16 protein-coding genes are annotated in these 19919 nt (G+C 64.7%); 8 read left to right on the top strand and 8 right to left on the bottom strand.

What is annotated here, in order from left to right; all coding sequences use genetic code 11:
- Positions 1–15 precede the first annotated feature (15 nt).
- Together CYL12_RS02760 and CYL12_RS02755 are read left to right on the top strand one after the other, a co-directional pair.
- Positions 16–1731: an ABC transporter family substrate-binding protein gene (locus CYL12_RS02760; RefSeq protein WP_101845326.1), complete on the top strand. Its 1716-nt coding sequence runs from the start codon at positions 16–18 to the stop codon at positions 1729–1731.
- A 75-nt stretch (positions 1732–1806) separates the two neighbouring features.
- Positions 1807–2538, top strand: a complete 732-nt coding sequence (locus tag CYL12_RS02755) for an alpha/beta fold hydrolase (RefSeq protein ID WP_101845323.1) — start codon at positions 1807–1809, stop codon at positions 2536–2538.
- Here CYL12_RS02755 and CYL12_RS02750 read toward each other — a convergent pair.
- Positions 2530–3768, bottom strand: coding sequence for an MFS transporter (locus CYL12_RS02750; RefSeq protein ID WP_233486821.1), 1239 nt, complete (start codon positions 3766–3768; stop codon positions 2530–2532). The two genes, CYL12_RS02755 and CYL12_RS02750, sit on opposite strands and share 9 nt — an antisense overlap.
- Entirely contained in the window at positions 3765–5138 is a 1374-nt protein-coding gene (locus tag CYL12_RS02745) for a glycoside hydrolase family 1 protein (RefSeq protein ID WP_101845321.1), read from the bottom strand. The genes CYL12_RS02750 and CYL12_RS02745 overlap by 4 nt, the downstream gene beginning before the upstream one ends.
- A gap of 220 nt (positions 5139–5358) precedes the next feature.
- On the opposite strand from CYL12_RS02745, the gene rpsT reads away from it, so the two are divergent.
- On the top strand, positions 5359–5619 hold the full coding sequence (gene rpsT, locus CYL12_RS02740) for a 30S ribosomal protein S20 (RefSeq protein WP_025103704.1): 261 nt from the start codon (positions 5359–5361) through the stop codon (positions 5617–5619).
- Between the two features lie 70 nt (positions 5620–5689).
- Here the strand turns inward: rpsT and holA are convergent, their stop codons facing one another.
- On the bottom strand, positions 5690–6727 hold the full coding sequence (gene holA, locus CYL12_RS02735; protein WP_101845319.1) for a DNA polymerase III subunit delta: 1038 nt from the start codon (positions 6725–6727) through the stop codon (positions 5690–5692).
- Between the two features lie 34 nt (positions 6728–6761).
- Complete coding sequence (locus CYL12_RS02730; protein ID WP_286120412.1) at positions 6762–7487, bottom strand: ComEC/Rec2 family competence protein; 726 nt, start codon at positions 7485–7487, stop codon at positions 6762–6764.
- Positions 7488–7509: 22 nt separating this feature from the next.
- On the opposite strand from CYL12_RS02730, the gene CYL12_RS02725 reads away from it, so the two are divergent.
- Positions 7510–9546, top strand: a complete 2037-nt coding sequence (locus tag CYL12_RS02725; RefSeq protein ID WP_158297083.1) for a DUF4365 domain-containing protein — start codon at positions 7510–7512, stop codon at positions 9544–9546.
- 95 nt (positions 9547–9641) lie between these two features.
- On the opposite strand, the gene CYL12_RS02720 is transcribed toward CYL12_RS02725, so the two are convergent.
- A complete protein-coding gene (locus CYL12_RS02720) occupies positions 9642–9926 on the bottom strand; it encodes a helix-turn-helix transcriptional regulator (RefSeq protein WP_101845315.1) in 285 nt (94 codons plus the stop codon).
- 595 nt (positions 9927–10521) lie between these two features.
- Between CYL12_RS02720 and CYL12_RS02710 the strand changes: the two genes are divergently transcribed.
- The 3 genes from CYL12_RS02710 to CYL12_RS02700 all read left to right on the top strand — a co-directional run bounded on the left by CYL12_RS02710 (position 10522) and on the right by CYL12_RS02700 (position 14166).
- Entirely contained in the window at positions 10522–11520 is a 999-nt protein-coding gene (locus CYL12_RS02710) for a metallophosphoesterase (RefSeq protein WP_101845311.1), read from the top strand.
- Positions 11517–11897 (top strand): hypothetical protein, encoded by a 381-nt coding sequence (locus CYL12_RS02705; protein WP_101845309.1) that lies wholly within the window; start codon positions 11517–11519, stop codon positions 11895–11897. Before CYL12_RS02710 ends, CYL12_RS02705 begins: the two co-directional genes overlap by 4 nt.
- A 259-nt stretch (positions 11898–12156) precedes the next feature.
- Complete coding sequence (locus tag CYL12_RS02700; protein WP_101845306.1) at positions 12157–14166, top strand: AAA family ATPase; 2010 nt, start codon at positions 12157–12159, stop codon at positions 14164–14166.
- 134 nt (positions 14167–14300) lie between these two features.
- Here CYL12_RS02700 and CYL12_RS17090 read toward each other — a convergent pair whose 3' ends face one another.
- The 3 genes from CYL12_RS17090 to CYL12_RS02685 all read right to left on the bottom strand — a co-directional run bounded on the left by CYL12_RS17090 (position 14301) and on the right by CYL12_RS02685 (position 17344).
- A complete protein-coding gene (locus tag CYL12_RS17090; protein WP_158297082.1) occupies positions 14301–14837 on the bottom strand; it encodes a hypothetical protein in 537 nt (178 codons plus the stop codon).
- Complete coding sequence (locus CYL12_RS02690) at positions 14834–15595, bottom strand: GIY-YIG nuclease family protein (RefSeq protein ID WP_101845302.1); 762 nt, start codon at positions 15593–15595, stop codon at positions 14834–14836. Before CYL12_RS02690 ends, CYL12_RS17090 begins: the two co-directional genes overlap by 4 nt.
- Before the next feature lie 333 nt (positions 15596–15928).
- A complete protein-coding gene (locus tag CYL12_RS02685; protein ID WP_158297081.1) occupies positions 15929–17344 on the bottom strand; it encodes a hypothetical protein in 1416 nt (471 codons plus the stop codon).
- Positions 17345–17482: 138 nt separating this feature from the next.
- On the opposite strand from CYL12_RS02685, the gene CYL12_RS02680 reads away from it, so the two are divergent.
- A complete protein-coding gene (locus tag CYL12_RS02680) occupies positions 17483–19150 on the top strand; it encodes an SIR2 family protein (protein WP_101845298.1) in 1668 nt (555 codons plus the stop codon).
- Positions 19151–19919 lie beyond the last annotated feature (769 nt).

The following is a 19919-nucleotide window of genomic DNA, read 5'->3' as shown; positions in this document are numbered from 1 at the left end:
GGCGAAAGGAGCACCATGAAGAACAAGAAGTTGCTGGGGGCGGTCGCGGTCGGCGGCGCCCTCGCACTCGCCCTCGCGGGTTGCGCGAGCGGTTCCGGGAACACCGGTGGCGGAGACAACGGCGGCGAGAAGGTCGAGACCAAGACCGCCGACTACAACCCGCAGGACCGGAGCAACCTCCAGGAAGGTGGCGAGGTCAACTTCCCCATCACCGAGATCCCGGAGCAGCTGAACGCCTTCAACGGCGACGGCAGCGCCGACACGGTTCGCCTGTGGTCGTGGTACATGCCGCAGATCCTCCTCGTCTCGCCGGAGGGCGAGGTCACGAAGAACGACGCCTACCTCGACGCGTACGAGATCGGCGAGAAGGATGGCAACACGACCATCACCTTCACGTTCAAGGACGAGGCGCACTTCAACGACGGCACGGACATGGACTGGACCGCCGTCGACGCGACGTGGAAGGCCAACCGCTCGTACGAAGAGGGCTTCACTCCCAACGCGACGGACGGCTACAAGCAGATCAAGACCGTCGAGCAGGGCGACACCCCGAAGACCGCCGTCGTGACCTTCGACGGCGTCTACGCCTGGCCGTCCATGGCCTTCCTCACGGGTGGCGTGCTGCACCCGGCTGCGGCCGACCCGGACGTCTTCAACGAGGGCTTCATCGGCAACATGCACCCGGAGTGGGGCGCGGGCCCGTACACGGTCGACACCTTCGACGCCAACGGCGGCTTCGTCTCCTTCAAGCCGAACCCGGAGTGGTGGGGCAACGCACCGCTGCTCGACTCGGTCACCTTCACGGCGATGGAGCCGGACGCCGCGGTCAACGCCTTCAAGAACGGCGAGATCGACATGGTGAACACCAACACCAACGACCGCCTGAAGCAGGTGCAGGACGTCGAGGACACCACCGTCCGTCGTGCGCAGCAGACCGCTAAGACCATCCTCATGGTCGACGCCGACAAGCCGCAGTTCGAGGACATCGACGTGCGCAAGGCGTTCTTCCTGGGCGTGAACATCGATCAGCAGAAGCAGATCGCGTGGAACGGCCTCGGTTACGAGGAGCCGGTCGCCGGTTCGCTGAACCTGTACTCGTTCCAGGACGGGTATGAGGACTCCTTCGCGACCGCAGGCCTGAAGCACGACGTCGACGCGGCCAAGAAGCTGCTCGACGACGCCGGCTGGGCCGAGGGCGAGGACGGCATCCGCGAGAAGGACGGCGAGAAGCTCTCCGTCACCTTCCCGGTCTTCGGTGAGGACCCGACGCTGGAGGCGCTCGCGAAGTCGCTCCAGGCGCAGCAGAAGGAGATCGGCATCGACCTCAAGATCGATGTCCGCGCTTCGGCTGACTTCTCCAACGACCTGACGTCGAAGAACTGGGACGTCGTCTCGCTCCGCTTCACCGACTCCGATCCGTTCGGTCCGGCCTGGTTCTGCCAGCTCTACTGCTCGGACAGCCAGCTGAACCTGTCGAGCACGGGCACCGCGGAGATCGACAAGCAGATCGCCGACGAGGTGGAGAGCCAGAAGGACGCCGAGTCCTGGACCTCCGCCGCGATGGAGCTCGAGCCGAAGATCGTCGAAGAGACGTGGGGCGTCATCCCGCTGTACAGCGGCCCCTCGATCTACGTGGTCAAGAACGGCCTGGCGAACCTCACGCCGGAGCCCTACGTCGGTCTCGACCTGTTCGGCGTCACGCCGATCGAGAACGTCGGCTGGGAGAAGTAACATCCTCTGACGCATCTCGTGTCGAAGCGGGGTCGGTGGTCCATCCACCGGCCCCGCTTTCCTTATGCTGAAAGCGTGACCGTCCAGACCGTCCTCGTGCACGGCATCCGCACGTCGGCCACCATGTGGCGGTCGCAGGTCGACGACCTGGAGGCGCACGGGCACCCCGTCACCGCCGTCGACCTCCCGGGTCACGGCAGTCGCATGGACGAGGACTTCACCCTCCACGAGGCGCTGCACACGATCGACACCGCCGTCCGTGCCGCCGCCGAGCGGGGCCCCGTCCTGCTGGTCGGGCACTCGATGGGCGGGCTGCTCTCCCTCGCGTACACCGGTGGGGCCGAGCCTCCCCCTGTCGACGGACTCGTCGCCGCCGCGTGCACGTCGCTCCCCCGCGGCGCCGGGCTGCGTGCCTATCGACTGTTCGCCCGCGCCGTCGACTCCCTGCCGGACCGTGGCATGTGGCTGACGCAGCGCATGCTCGCCGCGACGATTCCCGAGGAGAACCGCGGCGACTTCTCCGCCGGCGGATATGCACTGGATATCCAGGACCAGACGCTCCGCAGCCTTGCCGCCCTCGACGTGGCCGCCGCGGTCCCCCGCATCCAGGTGCCGCTCTGGTTCGTGAACGGCCAGTACGACCAGCTCCGGTTGAACGAGCCCCTGTTCCGGCGACTCGCCCCGGAGGCGGAGCTGATCGTTGTCCCGCGGACCACTCACCTCCTCACGGCCATGCGTCCGCGGGTGTTCAATGCCGTCCTCGCCCTCGCGATCGCGACGATCGAGCAGCGCGCAGCATCACGCTGAGGGAACCCGAGGTCGCGCGGCCGCGGTGAGCGCTCCCCCGATGAGCGACAGGACGGCCGCCGTGAGAAAGACGAGCCAGAACCCTCCGGCAAGGGCGACGAGTCCCGCGCCGAGCACGGGACCGATGAGCTGTCCGAGGGCGGCGGTGACGTTCACGATGCCGAGGTCGCGCGCGTGATCCTGCTCATCGGGCAGCAGATCGGCCGCGAACGCGAGGCCCACCGTCGAGAAGGCGCCGTAGCCGAGACCCATGAGCGCGGCGGCCACCATCGTCATCTCGAAGGTGGGTACGGCCACGATCACCACCCCCGACGCCGCCTGCACGATCGTGGCCGCCACAGCGAGCCGGCGACGCTCCCCTGTGCGGTCCGAGATGATCCCGGTGATCACCGAGGCGAGCACGACGAACACCGTGTAGACGACGATGAGCAGCAGGAGGTTGTCCTGCGCGATCGCGCTCTCCTGGCCGAGGCCGTGCAGCAAGAAGAACAGGAACAGAGCCGTCCCGAGGGCGTTGCCGATGTTGGTGAGGAGCCGGCCGGAGAGCATCCAGGCGAAGTCGCGGTCGCGGAGCGATGCCAGGCGCGGACGCCCGATGCGCTGCGGACGCGCGGCCTCCGTGCTCGGCGGATCCGGCAGCAGGAGCGCCACCGTGATGCCCACCACCGCGATGATGCCCGCGAGGAGCACGTAGCCGGTGATGACATCGAGGCCCAGCAGCACGACGAGCCCGACCCCCAGCACGATCCCCACCGCTTGGCTCGACCCGACCGCGGCGGATGCGGCGCCGCGCTGCGTCGTCGGGAGCTGATCGGCGATGAGGGCGGTGAACGCGGCGGACGAGACGGCGACACCGATCGAAACGCCGACCCAACCCGCGCCGACCGCCCACGGACCGCTGGCGAACCCGGTGAGCACGAGACAGACGGCGGTGAGCGTGACGCCACCCAGCGCCCACGGTCGCCGTCGATGCGTGCCCGCACGCGCGCCGTCCGACAGCGCCCCCGCGAGCGGACCCGCCACGACGCCGGCGAGGCCGCCCACCCCGAGCACGATGCCGGAGGAGACGACGCCGCGGATCCAATCGTCCTCCGGGGTATCGAGCTGCAGCGGGAGCAGCAGCTGGACCGGAGTGAGCTGGACGGTCCAGATGGCGAGCCAGGCGAGGGTGAACAGCGACATCCAGCGCAGATCCGCCCGGCGGGTGGCGACGTCTCGGGTACCGGTCATGCTCGTGCCGCCGCGGCGTCTCGGGCCGCCCGGGAGCCCGCGACGAGATCGCGATACCAGCCGTAGGAGGCCTTCGGGGTGCGTTCCCCCGTGGAGAAGTCGACGTGCACGAGGCCGAACCGCTGGGTGTACCCGTCCGTCCATTCCCAGTTGTCGAGCAGCGACCAGACCGTGTACTCCTCGACGGGGACGCCGGCCTCGATGGCCTCGCCGACCGCGTCGATGTGCGCGGAGAGATAGGCGATCCGGTCGGTGTCTTCCACGGGGCCGGCGACATCAGGTTCCGGGAAGGATGCTCCGTTCTCCCCGATGATCACCGGTGGCATACCAGGGTGGCGCCGGTGCAGATCGAGCAACAGGTCGCGCAGGGCGGACGGCAGGATCGGCCACTCCGGGCCGAAGCCGGTGACGGGCGCTCCGGGCGTGGGGACGATCCGGAACGGGATGTCATCCTCGGGAGCGGCGGCGGTGACCGTGGTCGGGTTGTAGAAGTTCACGCCGTAGAAATCGATCGTTCCCGCGATGCGTGCGAGGTCGTCGCCGAGGATGGGCAGCGGCGGAAGCCCGAGCGCCTCCAGATCCGGTGTCGTGCCGGAGAGGAGCGGCTCGCTGAACAGCCGGTTGTGCAGGAGGTCGTAGACCGCGGCCGCGGCGCGGTCCTCCTCGGTGTCCCGCAGCGGAAGAACCCAGGTGTGGTTGTTGACGAGTCCCACGCTGGCGGCGCCATGGTCTCGCAGCGCCTCCGCGGCTCGCGAATGGGCGAGCAGCTGATGATGCGCAGACGGAAGCGCGCCGTAGAGAAGCTCCCTGCCGGGCGCGAGCGCACCGACGGCATAGCCCTGCAGGGTGGTCATCGCGGGCTCGTTCAGCGTGTACCAGGACGACACCCGATCTCCGAGGCGGGCGGCGACAAGGGTGGTGTACTCCCCGAAGCGCTCGGCGGTGTCGCGGGCCAGCCAGCCGCCGACGGCCTCGACCGCGCTCGGCAGCTCCCAGTGATAGAGCGTCGGGAACGGCGTGACACCGGCCTCCAGCAGGCCGTCGACGACAAGATCGTAGTGGTCCAGGGCCGCGACGTTCCCCGAGCCGCGACCGTCCGGTTGCACGCGCGCCCACGGGATCGAGAACCGGTACCGATCGAGCCCGAGATCGGCTGCCAGGGCGACGTCATCCTCCACACGGCGATAGCTGTCGCACGCCGGTTCCGCGGTCGAGCCATCCCTGATGCGACCTGGCTTCGCGATCACGTCGTCCCAGATCGACCGCCCGGCACCGTCGGCCTGACGGGAACCCTCGATCTGGACGGATGAGGTGGCGGCGGACCATCGGAGCCGGGCGCGCGCCGTCGGGTCGGTCGTGAGAGGGGTCATCGGGCTCCTGACGTCGTTGTCGTTGAGGATGATTCTGCACCCGGTCCCGCCGGGAGCGCGACGGCGTCTCGCTCGTTCGGCGCCGTTTCGCACGATCCCGCCCGGTACTGGTAGACTCGACTCTTGGCTTGCGTGTGGGTTCTTCCCTCACGACCGCCGTGCAGCAGCCCTCTTCTGCTGCCGGCACTCCGAATAACTCCTGTACAGAAAGCGTCCACACGTGGCAAACATCAAGTCGCAGATCAAGCGCAACAAGACCAACGAGAAGGCTCACGAGCGCAACAAGGCCGTGAAGAGCGAGCTGAAGACTCTCGTCCGCCAGACCCGCGAGGCTGTCGCCGCCGGCGACAAGGCCGCCGCCGAGAAGAGCCTGAAGAAGGCCTCGGTCAAGCTCGACAAGGCCGTCAGCAAGGGTGTCCTGCACAAGAACCAGGCGTCGAACCGCAAGTCCGCGATCGCCAAGCAGGTCTCCGCTCTCTGAGCTTCTGACTTCCGGAAAGCCCGTCTCCTCGCGAGGCGGGCTTTCTGCTCTTCTTCGGGAGGACCCGCCGTCAGCCGCCGAACGGCTCGCGCGTTGCGATGACGGTCACCATGCGCTCGAGGGCGAAGATCGGGTCGCGCGCCGCGCCTTTGACCTCGGCATCGGCGCGCGCGGTCGCCTGGATCGCCATCCCCAGCGAGCGCTCGTTCCAGCCCGCCAGGTCGCGACGCGCGCGGTCGACCTGCCAGTCCTTCATCCCGAGGCGCTGAGCGAGCTGCCGACTGGGCTCTCTGTTGCCGGCGACGCGCGCCATCGTGCGCAGCTTCATCGCGAATGCGGCGACCATCGGCACCGGGTCCGCGCCGGAGGACAGGGCGTGGCGGAGCGCGATCAGCGCCTCGCCGTACCGACCGGCGATGGCCGTGTCAGCGACGACGAAGGCCGACACCTCGACCCGCCCGCCGTAGTACTTGGTGACGACATCTTCGGTGATGTCGCCGTCGACGTCGCCGATGAGCTGTTGGCAGGCGGCTGCGAGCTCGGTGAGGTCGTCCGCGAAAGCCGAGACGAGCGCCCGGAGCGCGGGCGGAGCGATGCGCTTCTTGGCAGCCTTGAACTCCCCCGCCGCGAAGTCAACACGGTCGCCGTCGCGCTTGATGGCGGGGCAGGCGATCTCTATCCCGCCGCCCGTTCCTGCGCGCAGCGCGTCGAGGAGCTTCTTCCCGCGGACGCTTGCTCCGGTATGCCGCAGGACGACGGTGGCCCCCTCCTGCGGGTTCTCCAGATACCCGATGGCCTCTTGGAGGAAGGCATCGGAGCACTTCTCCACGCCGGACACGCGGACCAGTCGCGGCTCGCCGAACAACGACGGCGAGGTCAGGGAGAGCAGGGTGCCGGGAGCGTAGTCGTCGGCACGGACGTCGCTGACCTCGAGCGCCGGATCCTCCGCACGGAGGTAGTCGCGCACCCCGGCGATCGCACGCTCGGCGCAGACCTCTTCCGGCCCGGAGACGAGCACCAGCGGCGCGGGATGCGGCTCCCGCCACGACACCTGCGGGATCTTCGTGGCCTTCGCGCCACCGCGGGAGGGGGGACGGGAAGCTGCCATGGGACCAGCCTACCGGCGGCGTCGGACACCCGACTCAGGGCGGCGCGACGTCGGTCCAGACGCGGAGGGCATCGTCCTCGATGCCGAGCAGGGTGCGGCCGTCACGGTCCGTACGGTACGCCCGTGTGCCGAGCGCAGCCAGCAGGTCGAGGGTCTCCCGGCGCGGGTGCCCATAGTCGTTGTCGGCGCCGACCGTGATGAGCGCGACCCGCGGCCGCAGAGCCTCATAGAGGGCGGGCTCCTGATCGGCACTGCCGTGATGGGCCACCTTGACCACGTCGTACTGCGTCGGCCGAGCGCTCCGGAGCAGCGCCCGCTGCGGGGCCGCGGAGAGGTCGCCGAGGAACAGCGCACGCGGCACGCCTCCCCCGGAGAACTCCGTGACCACGCTCGCGTCGTTCCCGGGCGGGAAGGCGACACCGTGCGGCAGCGGCCACAGCACCCGCCACGACGCCCCGCCCAGAACGCCCCTGTCCCCGGCACTGACGGGTCGAAGGCTTGCCCCCTCCGCGGCCAGGCCGTCCAAGACGCGAACATCGGCGGCATCGGCCGTCGGACCGTGCAGGACGGTGCTCACCTTCCCCTCGAGCACCGCCGTACCTCCGACGTGGTCGATGTCGAAGTGGGTGAGGACGAGGAGATCGATGTGCTCGATGCTCAGCGAGCGCAGACAGTCCTCCAGAGCCCGCGGGTCGGGACCCGTGTCGATGAGAGCCACCGCATCCTGGGAATGGATGAGGACAGCATCCCCCTGCCCCACGTCTTCTGTACTGAGTCTGGACGTGTTGCGCCGTTCCAAACACTACCGCACCTTCCGTAACGGCGCGTCGCTGGTCGTGCAACTCTCGCAGAGACGCAGCTCCCCTACCATTGGGCGCAGCGAGCGATTCCAGGGAGGCAATGTGGGCCAGAAGAGGAAGAAGCCGACCAGGTCGAGGTCGCACGAGCTCGAGGATGAGTCCTACACGAAGTTCCGGGCGGCCCGTCCTTCGGCATGGCCTGTCCACAAGATTGACGGGTCCGACGACTACGGGCGCGATCTCCTCGTGGAGATCTTCGAGAACCATCAGCCGACCGGGAACGAGTTCTCGGTCCAGCTGAAGGCGAAGGAAAAGCTCGTGGGTCCCCCGAAGGCCAAACTCAACGTCAGCACTCTGAACCACTGGGAGGACCAGCCGTCGCCCACCCTCATCGTTTTGTGGGACGCCGCCACGGATCAGCTGTATTACGAGTGGGCGCACCGTCTCCCGTGGTCTGACCCGAAGCATGACAAGACGACACGAACGGTACCCGTGCCGCATCTCTGGTCCGAGACGACTCCCGAGATCCTCGCGGAAGAAGCCGACGCATTTCGAAAGGTGCGAGACCTTGGTCGCTACTTTCCCGTCGATGTGGAGGTACGCGGAGACGAATATTTCGGAGGAGACGCGGGACCCGTCGTTTCGGCCATTATCGACGGATTCAGTTCCTTTCCGGATCTCGTCGTGTCGTTCAGCAAACCGCGGGTGCCGTTTATTCGTGTCGAAGTTCTTGCGAATGGCGTGGAAGTCAGCATGTCAGGAACACCCGTGAAGCGGATCACCTACGAACCATCTGCCCCACCACCCCCGGAAGTGATTGCGGCCGATGCGTTATTCGCGCTTGCTTTTGCGGTAGGAACCATCGGCCGAAGTCGCGACGTAGGAACAGCTCTCCTGTGCGCCTCGGTGGAGCGTTCTTTCATGGCGATTGTGGCAGGGCGTTTGGCAGACGCGATTGTCCTTCTGGTGCGCGCTGATGCTCGTGACGCGCTCCTAACCCTCCTTGCACGAACATTGACGGTCGAGCATCATCCGAGTTGGTCAGAGGCGTTAGCTGGAGTTGAGGCGACGAAGGCAATCATGGCCGACGCCTTGAGAATGGCCATCGCTTCATCCTTGGAGCAGACGTCGAAGTCGTGGTCGTCTCCCGCCCGTGCGCTCAGAACCGCGGCTTGGCTGGTGGGGCCTTTAGACGCCGACCGAGCGATGGAACTGTGGGAGGCTGCAGTTGAGGCTGATCCCTCAACGAAGGATAATCCTCGATACTGGTCCGAGCTTGGCGGAATCAGCTTCTTGTGGGAGCGGTGGGACGATGCTGTGGCGAACTATCGCAAGGCGGTTCGGTTGGGCGACAAGGCCTCTCGCCCCCTGCTTGCCGACGCCCTCATGTGGGCTGGCCACTATGCGGACGCGCTAGGTCAATTCAACACGGCGGGAATCTTGGACGGAGACGATAACGCCGAATGGCGACTGAAATCTAAGGCCCTTCGATTCATTGTCGAAGTCGTCGGCATCAATCAACAGAAGCGCGACGACTTCGTCGCGGAGATGATGTGGCGAGATAACCTTCCGTCTCCGCCATCGGTCGAGCTGATAGAGCAAGTGATTGAGGTCGACGCGCTGTACGCATGGGCGTACTGGGCCGCCTGCCCGGGAATGCGAGATAGAGGCGTCGAGCCCGTCGGCCCGTTGCTCGTAGCCGCCGTCTGCCAACCAAGTCGGGCACCCATCGTTCAAGAACTCACAACTGCCGCCCTGCGCACGGGGAATTGGGAAACGGCGCGGGACGCGCTCCTACTTGCACGACGGATGTGTGGCCCCGATTTCATCAGGATGGTCCACACGGATGAAGTCATTGACAGGGAGCTTCGCGCGCTCTTATTGAAGCTGTGGGGATGCTTGGACGATAGAGATGATTTCTTCGCTGAACTCGAGAAGATACAGTCCGAACAGCAGGCAGAGGAAGTCGAGGCGCCATCCGTCGACGATCACGGGGGCTCCCCCAACCGGACTGGGTGACGCGTTGGGGCGGAGCCCGTCGGTGCGCATGCAGCAAGAACTGGAAGCTTGGAAGGCTATAGCCGCCCGACGAAGGAGCGGGCTGGTCAAACTAACTATCGGGTTGTGACGTCCGGCATCTCCTGAGGCAAGAGCTCCTGAATAGGCACTTCGAGAACTTGCGACAGCGCGAGCAGCGTTCGCAGACTCGGGTTTGACGGTGCGCCGCTCTGCGCTTCGCCCCGTTCGTAGCGCTGGTACGTGAAGCGCGTGAGGCCCGCTCGATAGGCAACTGCCTCCTGTGATAGCCCCTTGGCCACACGAAGGCGGTAGATCTGTAGGCCAAGCTCGGTGGCGAACTCGCTCCACCCGTCACTCGCTCCCGAACCTGACCTGCCCACTCCTCAACTCTTTCGAGGAAGGCACTGACCTATGGCCTTTTCTATGTGGCATAATCGACTCAGCCATACGAAACATTCACTCCATCGCACGACGCGTCCGCGCGTCTCGACCTGCACGTGTGCCGCTGTGCGTCGGCTCCGGGTCGCCTCGATGTGCAGCTACCGCTCAGGCCGACCCTGATTGTTGAGTACCTGTAGTGACTGATTCGCGACCGATCTGGTGGAGTGCCACAGAGGTCGAGGCTCCCGATTCCTGGATCGAGGCGTTCAGCGCCCTCACCGATGAGGAGCGAGCTGACGAGATGGGCTTGACCGCAGCCATCTTCATCGCGCGTGTGCGCCGACGCACCGGCCGAGGACCGACGTTCTCTGAGCTCTTCGCGGAGATCTTTTCAGATGACCCCCTCCACCCCGAATGGCCCGTAGGCCTCGCCTATCCCGTCAGGTCGTCCATCCATCATGCGTTCCGCCTCCACGTCGCGATTCAGTGGAAGAGGGGCGGCTGGATCAGTTGGGATCCGGGCGTCGAGCGCAGTCTTCGCGTGGGTCCAACGTTCCGCGAACGATCTCGAGCGCGCCAGGCAGCGAGGACACGATGAAAGCTCTCGAACACAAGACGTCAATCACGTTGCCCGACCAACGCGTGGCGGTGTGCGGCGACTGGCACGGCAACATCGGCTGGGCTCGCACGATTGCTCGGGTACTCCCCTACCTCGCGTCCGACGTGACGACGCTGCTCCATCTGGGCGACTGGTGGATGCCGGAGGCGGAGATAGACGAGGTCTTCGCGGAGACCGACATCGACCGCATTCTCGTGACCCTCGGGAATCACGAGCCCTGGGACCAGATCGGCCCGCTCCTCGACGAACATCCCGGTCAGGCCGTGCGCGTCTCGAAGCTCACCTGGTTCCTCCCCCGACCGGCTCGCTTGACCATCGGCGGTCGTCGAGTCCTGTCCCTGGGCGGCGCGGCATCAGTCGACCGTCAGTCCCGCATCGAAGGACTGACATGGTGGCCGGACGAAGCCATCACCGACGACCACGTCGCTGCGGCCATCGCGGGTGGCCCCGCGGACCTCATGCTGACCCACGAGGGCCCTGCGGGCACGCCCGTTCGGCCAGTTCGCGAGATCCTGCGAACGAACCCACATCGTTTCCCCGCAGCCGCGCTCGAAGCGTCCGCGGCGTCTCGAGCGCGGGTCGCCGAAGTTTGGAATGCGGTGCGACCTGAGCTGCTCGCTCATGGACACATGCATGTGCCGGGCGGCGGGAGGACCGATGACGGTCGTCGGATCGCGAGCCTCGGACGGGATGGGCAAGAGGGGAACCTGGGGATCCTCGACATGGCCACCCTCAAGATGGCAACGCCGAGTCTTGCCATCATCCGCGGCATGACTGAGCGAGCCGACATCGACCGCGACTGGCGGATCCGCAATGTTGCCGAGTCGCTGCACGACGCAACGTTGGACGGACTCAGGCACTCCCCCGAGGCCCTGCGGGACGCACAGGACTACGTCGACGGACGCCGCACCCTCGACGAGATCCTCGAAGATGTCCGCCGGCGCCACACTCGTAATCCTGAGGAGAAGCCATGACCGACGACGAACCGAACCCCTGGGCCCAGATCGTCGGTCCCTGTTACACGACGGCGAGCATGGCCCGCACCCTCGAGTGCACGGAGACCGAGGTCATGGAAGCCGGGAACGACCTACGCCTCCTCATGCTGCACACGTCCGACGACGTCTACCTGTTCCCCGCGCTCCAGATCCAGGATGCGAACATCGTCGAGGGGCTACAGGAAGTTCTCCGCGTGCTGGAGACCGGAACCGCGAGCAGATGGACGTGGGCGCAGTGGTTGAACGTCGAGCTGCCCGAAGAGCACCCGCCTCGCAACATCACGCTGCTCTACGAAGGGCGCGTCAATGAGGCGCTCCGGGTTGCGCGCCACGTCGCCTGGGCGTGGAGCAACTGAGGCGATATCGACTCCAGAAGAATCAATTCACCGTGTGCAATGGCGCGTCGTATGCGGAATGAAATCCCCATACGGTCGTTGCGCAAGCGTATTGAGCGCAACTCTTGCCACGGGCCGCGAGCGAACATCTAGCTGGCGGCCCAATCTGCCCAACAAGACACAGAGCACCGCCCTTCACATCGGCACGTGACTCACGAACCAGCCGCGTGGCCGCGACGCTGTGCCAATATGAACTAATCAACGGGGTGGGGGACGTCTTATGCAGCTGTCGAAGATTGAGTTCAACGGGTTCAAGCGGCTCGACCACACGTCCTGCAACGTCGACGGTCAGACCATCGCGTTCATCGGCCCGAATGAAGCGGGTAAGTCCAGCGTGCTGCGGGGACTCGACTGGCTTACGGGCGACTTCGATGATCCCGCGTTGCCGCTGAGGGACCAGAACCGACGCAAGCGACCGGCGGACGACGCGATGGTCGTTCGCGCTCACTATCGCCTTGAGGCCGACGATATTGAGGCTCTGAGACAGCTGGATCTGGACCCTGACCAGCCATTGTCGCTCAAATCAGTCACCCAGTTCCGACTCAATCGGCGGAAGGACGGGCAGCACGTGACCGGCCTTGAGTCGACTCTTCGGCGGAATCCACGCCCGTTTGAGGCCGCGTCGAAGCATCTCGCGACGGCCGCCTCACGGATCGATGCCGCCCTCGAGATCCTCGAGGAGCTTGAGATCGATGTCCCGAACGATGCAATCGAAGCGGCCGAGCACTCGCTCGATCCAGCAGACACGCCCTGGACACCTCAGCGAATCGCACCGTTGCGCATCGCAGCAGACGGCCTAAGAACTCTCGTGAGCGCGATTGACCAGGAGGATCCCAAGCCGAGGAATCTGAAGGCGCTGAAGACCGCGAGTCTCATTGCGGCCGGCGCCCTCCAGACCGCCGCCGTGGCGGGTGAGCGAGCGGAACCCACAGAAGCTATCCGTGCCGCCCTCCGACAGCGCGTTCCGCGGTTTCTCCTCTTCGGAGACGACGACCGAGAACTATCTGAGTCGTATCACCTGAGCGACCCGACTCTGCGCGACAACCCCCCATCCCCTCTGCTAAACCTCCTCAGCGTGGCCGGAACGAGCGTCGGAGACGTGTGGGCCGCTACCAGTGGAGGCGATGGGGCGAGCATGCGAACGCTCGAGCGGCGTATGAATGAGACTTTGCGCGAGAGACTGCAGCCCATGTGGACCCAGTCTGATCTCACCATCGACCTCACCCTCAATCAGGACGGGCTGCTGGAGGTGAACATCCTCGAGCTCGACAGCCCGGATTACACCGTCACACCCATCGCCGAGCGCAGCGACGGACTCCGCACCTTCCTCGGGCTCGTCTGCTTCCTCGTAGCAGCGGACCTGGACATCCCGCCGGTTCTTCTCGTCGACGAGGCGGAACGGAACCTTCACTACGACGCCCAGGCGGATCTGGTGCGAGTCCTTACGCGCGAGCTGAAGGTTCATAAGGTTCTTTACACGACCCACTCCCCTGGCTGCCTCCCCCTAGATCTGGGGACCGGCATTCGTGTGGTCTCGCGGGACCCTAGTGACCCCGGAACGAGCAGGCTGGACAACAACTTCTGGACGAACGAGCATCCGGGGTTCTCCCACCTGCTGTTCGCGATGGGCGCCGAAGCGGCCGCGTTCTCGGCTTTCCGGCGCGCAGTCCTCGCCGAAGGCGTCAGCGAGATGATTCTGCTCCCGACGCTTCTTCGAAACGCCACCGACGGGTCGCAGCTCGACTTTCAGGTTGCGTTCGGCTTGTCGAACTTGTCGGCTCCGCGAGCAATCAGCTCAGTCGCCCTCATCACGGCGTTCTTGGTCGACGGAGATGCCGCGGGTCGCACCAAGAAGAAGCAGCTCGAGCGCGAGGGCGTCCCCGTCAGCCATATCTTTCAGTTGCCGAAAGACAAGGCCATCGAGGATCTCATCGACCGTGCCACCTATCTTCAGGCTGTGAACGGACTGCTGGCCGAGCAGGGCAAGTCTCTCTCCGCGCAGGACCTGGCGACAGACGTGACCGTAGCGAAGGCTGTCGACAACTATGCCAAGCGGCACCTCGGGCTACCGAACGGTGTCAGCCACAAGGTTGTTGCCTCCCGCCTCGCGAGCCTCGGGAGCGACCTGCGGCTCAACGCGACAGGCAAGCGATTCTTGTCCGACCTGCGCCCGAAGCTTGAAGCCGCGTTCAAAGTCCACTACACACTGACGGAGACCGCGAGCAGCTAACGGCGGCCCAGATGTTGGCTGGCGGCTCGATTGGGCGCATGGATGGACGGGGTCATCGAAGATCGCGGCATGTGAGGTGACGACGATTCTCGCCCCCATGCTGGATCACACTTCGCGTTGATCTGACTTGCGAGTCACGAGCCACGGCGCCCAGGGAACACGACTTCGCTGCTCACTGCTTCCCCCAGCGCGGATCTCGCGGCGAGCTCGTTCGCTCGATACGGTTCGGCGTCGTCGGGCTGAAGCTCCGGCGGCCCATTCACGTCGTTGTCGTAGTGCCATCCGGCGAGTTTGTCCTCCCATTCGACGACTACCGCAAGCCACTTCTCGAACGCCTGGCGTGTTGCGACCGTTCCGAACGCCGCGAGGAGGGCTCGGGCTTCAGCTCTGTCGTTTCGATCCGGCATGCTGATGTCTCGCTTCGGAAGCGTCGGAGCGTAGACATCGTATGCGGTGTCACCGGTTTCGGTGTAGTTGTACATCTCGTCTTGGACTGCGAGCCCACGCGTCTCAACTATGCGTAGCACCTTGACGTATGCCTCAGCACGGCGCTGCTGGCGCTCCCGGCGGTCTGCCCTTCGGGAGTCGAACGCAGAACGCCAGATGCTCGCAAGACCTAGCAGCAGCGAGACGCATGCCGCGATAACTGCGGCGAGTCCGGGGTCAATCATCCGTCGAGGCTATCGCGGTGCTCACGTTCTTCGGCCTGTCTGTATGCCGATGCAATCGCGGCAAGCATCTCTGCGAGCTCCTGACCGGATGCCAACATGCCGGTGATCAGTTGCTCGATCTCCGCAACGTCAGCGCCAGCTGTCTGCGCGGCGCCGACAACCTGAATGACCTCGTCGGCAATCAGGCTGGTGGTCGCCATCAATGTAGCGAGACCCAGCTCACTGAACAGCGTGACCGCTTCGTCCACCGTGAGAGCATTGCTGAACACCGGAGTATCGTCGTCCGAGATGATGATGCCCAGGTCCCTCTTGATAATCGTCTGATTGGCCCCCACACCGCGGCGCTCGGTCAGCACGGTCCCGCTTGGCGAATGGGTGAGATGGACATAAACGAGCGCTGGATCGATGAGCTGACCCCACTGCCGGCGTAGCTCTTCAGTGATGTCGCGGTCCGTGGCGGAGTGCATGACCGGAATACCAGCGTCAGCAGCTAAGCGCATGAGTGTTTCGATTGCGTGCTGGGGGGTGATCCGGAAGAACTCCCTCTTCGGGTCCACGCGAAATGCGGCGAGCTCGTCGTGCGCTGCCCGCTCGAGCTCCTCGGGGTCCTCGGCGCGTTGAGCCCAGAGCACAACGAACGGGCGAGCGACGCCGGTCGAACGAAGTTGCTTTGCCCGCTTTTCTGGGGCGCCACGCGTCATGCCGATCTTCACCTGGTGACTGGAGTCGCAGTTGAGGAGGACATAGACGAAGCCCATGCGGTCACGATAGCGGACACCCCACGAAGCCCACCTTCCCTCGCGCGGCTCACGTCAGCCGTGCCGTGCCGATGTTCCGTGTATTTCTTGACGGCACGACCACCGCGTCCCGGAGCGTGAGAACGCTAGATTCGCGGACCGACAGCCAATCGTGACTGGATCACGCGCCTCTGGACGCAACCTGGGCTTGCAAGCGATGCCTGCGAAAACAGTCATTGCGGGATGAAGATCGGATCGTATATGATTTCGTGTACGACGATCCATGGCGCCTAAGGCATAGCCAACTTGGACGTCCGGCCGAGGCTCGTATGCCCTAATCTCCGCTAGGTGTGCTCAGGCGCCGGAATCCGAACGATGCCACCGCCACCCTCGACGCTTCCGCTCCGTCTCGCTCTGCGCAACCGAAGTCGAGGTCGCAGGGAAGAACATCTCCCGGACCCCGTCCCAGTCACCTTCACGCCATGCATCGAAAAGGACCAGCGCAGAAACAACGGGGTGCTCTAGAGACCGGACGAACTCCGGTCGGGTGTACACCTTTCGATCTCGCCGCATGGGCGGCACCTTCAGGCTGTGGCTGACGACGAGGGCGCCGCCTTCTACGGACTCGCGCCCAGCTGCGGCCCATGCGTCAAGGTGCTTCCGCAGTTGGCTATAAAAGTTCTCCCCAGCGGCTCCAGCGGCCGACTTCACTTCCACCAAGCGACGACGGCCCTGCCAAACCAAGAGCAGGTCGGCGGATTGCGTGCCGATGATCTTATCGAGTTCCGAGACCATCACTCCGGCATCGCGTAGCACGCGAGCAACACCCTTCTCGAGATCGGCGCCCTGACTGTACAGCAGCTGCTCGCGAACCTCCGATGCTTCCGCCACCGCTTCAGCCTGCTCGGCGTCGAGCTTCTCCCGCGCGGCAGCGTACTCGGCGTCCAGGTCAGCGATACTCGCGGCGACCCGAAGCTCGCGTGCGGTTCGCAGTGCGTCAGGGACCGCCTGCTCAGGCCGGAATCTTCGAACCGCATCAATGTTCATCTCGGGTAGCGCCTTATCGCGTACCCACTCGGCAATCACCTTCCAGTCGATATCGGCCGGAACGATGTAGCGACGCTCGACACGGTCGGGCGCAACCCATGCGGCTACTACCGGCTCCCCTAATGCGGTGACGAGGATCGGCTCGAGAACACCGACCGCGGGATGCTTCTTGACCCCGAAGGGCGTGTGCTCATCGTGACCGTGCAGTTCGAGGGCGTGCCAGGCGAGTGACTCGTCGACGAGTCGGAGTGCGAGGTCCTTATCTGCCCCAGTCAGCATGTCAGCTGGTCTGATGCGGCTCTTGGAGCCGAGCGGTCGAGAGCTGATCTGCGTATCCCACTCGACGATGTACTCAGAACCGCCCGCACCGAAGACATTGAGAATGCCGTCGTCATCGGAGTCGTCGTCACCACGCATCGAACTGACCACGAGCGCAACTTCACCTCGCTGTCGAGAGCCCTCGACGAAGCGTTCTAGCTGATTGATGTTGTAGTCCGCGAACATGCGGGGTTCGAATGCAACGACACACTCAGAAGCGTCATCTCCCTCCCAGTGCGGGACAAACCCTAGCTCTTCCCACGGGGTTGCGCTGGAGGCAACCGATGGTCGGCGACGCGGATTGCTGTGTCTCGCCAAACTTGCAAGCGGCGTCTTCGGCACCTGCGACTCGTAGGCGTCCCATTCTTGTGGTGACGAAGTTCCGATGTGGATGGGGATGTTCACGAGTTCATTCAACCGCACCCAATCGATGCGCTAGCGGGACAGGCACGGAAGTAGCTACGGTCGGCGGAGTTCGCGCTAAAGACAGCGCACTCCCCTTGCGCCCAATACGCTGTCACTAGACACGGGAAGGATCCGCCGATGACCGACTCCACCGATGCCTTCGGAACAGGTTTACTCGACCACCTCAATCAGTTCACCAGTGCACCCTTCCTCTTCGTCGGCAGCGGCTTCTCCCTCCGCTACGCCGAGTCGGACAACTGGGCTCAGCTCCTTGAGCGGATGGCTGGGCTGGCGGGCAAGCCGTACGCGTACTACTCCTCCAGCGCGAACGGTGATCCGTTGCAGACTGCAACTCTCATTGCCGAAGACCTCCGGGAGCGTTGGTGGACCGAGCCAGAATTCGCGGCCAGCCGTGCGGCGTTCCCGTCACCCGCCGGACGCGAGTCTCCGTTCAAGTACGAGGTCGCCAAGTCGCTCAAGGACATCGCTTCGCGACTGCCGGACGTCGGACCACTCAACGACGAGCTAGAGGCGCTCCGTGTAGCGACCATCGAAGGCATCATCACAACCAACTTCGACGAGATCTTGGAGTACGTCTTCCCCGACTTCGTACCGTACGTCGGACAGGACGAACTTCTCTTCAAAGACCCCAAGGGCGTAGCTGAGATCTACAAGATCCATGGGAGCGCCGCTCAACCAGAATCACTCGTCATCACGTCCGCCGACTTCGAGCGTTTCCGCCCCCGAAACCCCTACCTCGCTGCGAAGCTGCTCACCATCTTCGTCGAACACCCGGTCATCTTCGTCGGATACTCCCTTAGCGATCCGAACGTTCGCTCCATCATCACGAGCATCGCCTCCGTGCTCACGAACGACAACATTCATCAGCTTGAGAATCGACTGATCTTCCTCAACTGGGACCCAGATGCGACCGAGCCGACGGTCGCACCGTCCACATTCGCGCTGGACGAAACGAGCATCCCCATCCGCCTCATCACCGCCCCTGACTTTCTTTCGACGTTCCGCGTCTTGGGCCAGCTTCATCGACGCTTTCCCGCGAAGATCCTGCGGCACTTGAAACACGAGGTCTACGAACTCGCGCGAACAAGCGAACCCTCCAAGACCGTCGTCGTGTCCGACCTTGAATCCGACACGAACCTCGACCAGGTGGATGTCGTCATCGGGGTCGGTGTTTCGAAGCGACTCCAAGACAAGGGCGTGACGGGCCTCACTCGTCGCGACCTGATGCTCGACGTCCTCGAGCCGAAGATCGAGCTCGAAAACTATCCGCAGATCGTGACGGATGTGCTCCCCTCTCTGGCGCATCAGCGCACCCACACGCCCATTCACCAGTGGCTCCGAGGGGCGAACCTTCTCGACGAGAATGGCGACCTGGTCTCAGACGCGGACGTCGCACCCGGCATCCGCGCCCGCCTTCGGCTCGGGCTCCAAACGCTGCGCCCCAACGGCTACTTCGGGGAGCGCGCTCATCGCCTACTCGCAGAGCATTCAGACTTCGACTGCCTGGTGGACCATCTGTCCCCGGGAGACGCACTACTCGCTATCCCGTTCCTTGACCCCGCGACGGTGGACTCTTCGAAGCTCCAGACATATCTCCTGGATCATCAGAACCTCTTCTCGGGAGGCACCATTGACGCTTCAACGAAGTGGATCAAAGGCGTGTTCTTCTACGACTACCTGATGAACAAGCAGCCCACGGCCGCCCGCTGGAACGCGAAGGCTTCGGCTGGGCGAGGTCGTCGCAGGGAAAGACGCAGTGCGAGGCAGGCACGACGCGAAGGCTGAATTCGTCTGACCCCGCGGGGCGGTTATCGAAGAACCACAGGTGCGCGGCACGACCCGAGATCGGCTACTTCGCGCGACAGGCACCGCCGTCGAAACCAAGGCGTCATGGGCAATTCAAGGTGACCAGCGCTCACTTCAGTTCGGTCGGAAAATCCCTGAAGGGAAGCGAAAAGGGGCGAAACCCCTATATCTCCTCAAACCCGGGAACGGAGCAGGCGCGCCGAAGATTCCGAAGCTCAGGCGGTGATTCAGTCTTCATTGTTGTAACGAAAGGAGGGCGTGTCGAGGGTCCGCAATGTGGACTTCTGCCCGTACCTTCTCTCTTAACGGAGAGACCCGCTTCCGTCGCATGGAAGCGGGCCAGTGTCTTCGTCTCCATCGGAATGAGGAAGGTTGTGACGAGATGAGTGTAGAACGCAGACAGGGTCGTGGCCAGCGACCGACACGCCGGGGCAGGAAACGGAGCATCGTGACGGTCGTCGTGACCGTCGATGTCGCGCTGTTGGTTGCCGCTGTGTCGGTGGCCGTCGCCCCGTGGGTCACGACCTCCTCGTGACCACACCACTAGGCCGGGGATGTCGCGGTCCCTGGCCTAGTGGCCCACCCTCGAGGAGGTGACCGCTACTGTGCGATGCCGGCGATGTCCGAATCCCGGAGCATGCTGTAGTCATGCATCAGATCATCGACGTGGGCGGCGGGGAGGATCGCCAAGGACGCCCACGCGTCGTCTGGACGTGCGAGTGCGGTCGGACGGGTTCCGGGGCTTCAC

It is taken from the genome of Zhihengliuella sp. ISTPL4, from assembly GCF_002848265.1.
In the GTDB taxonomy this organism is placed as follows: Bacteria; Actinomycetota; Actinomycetes; order Actinomycetales; family Microbacteriaceae; genus Microbacterium.
This window is presented reverse-complemented; position numbering and strand designations above follow the sequence as displayed.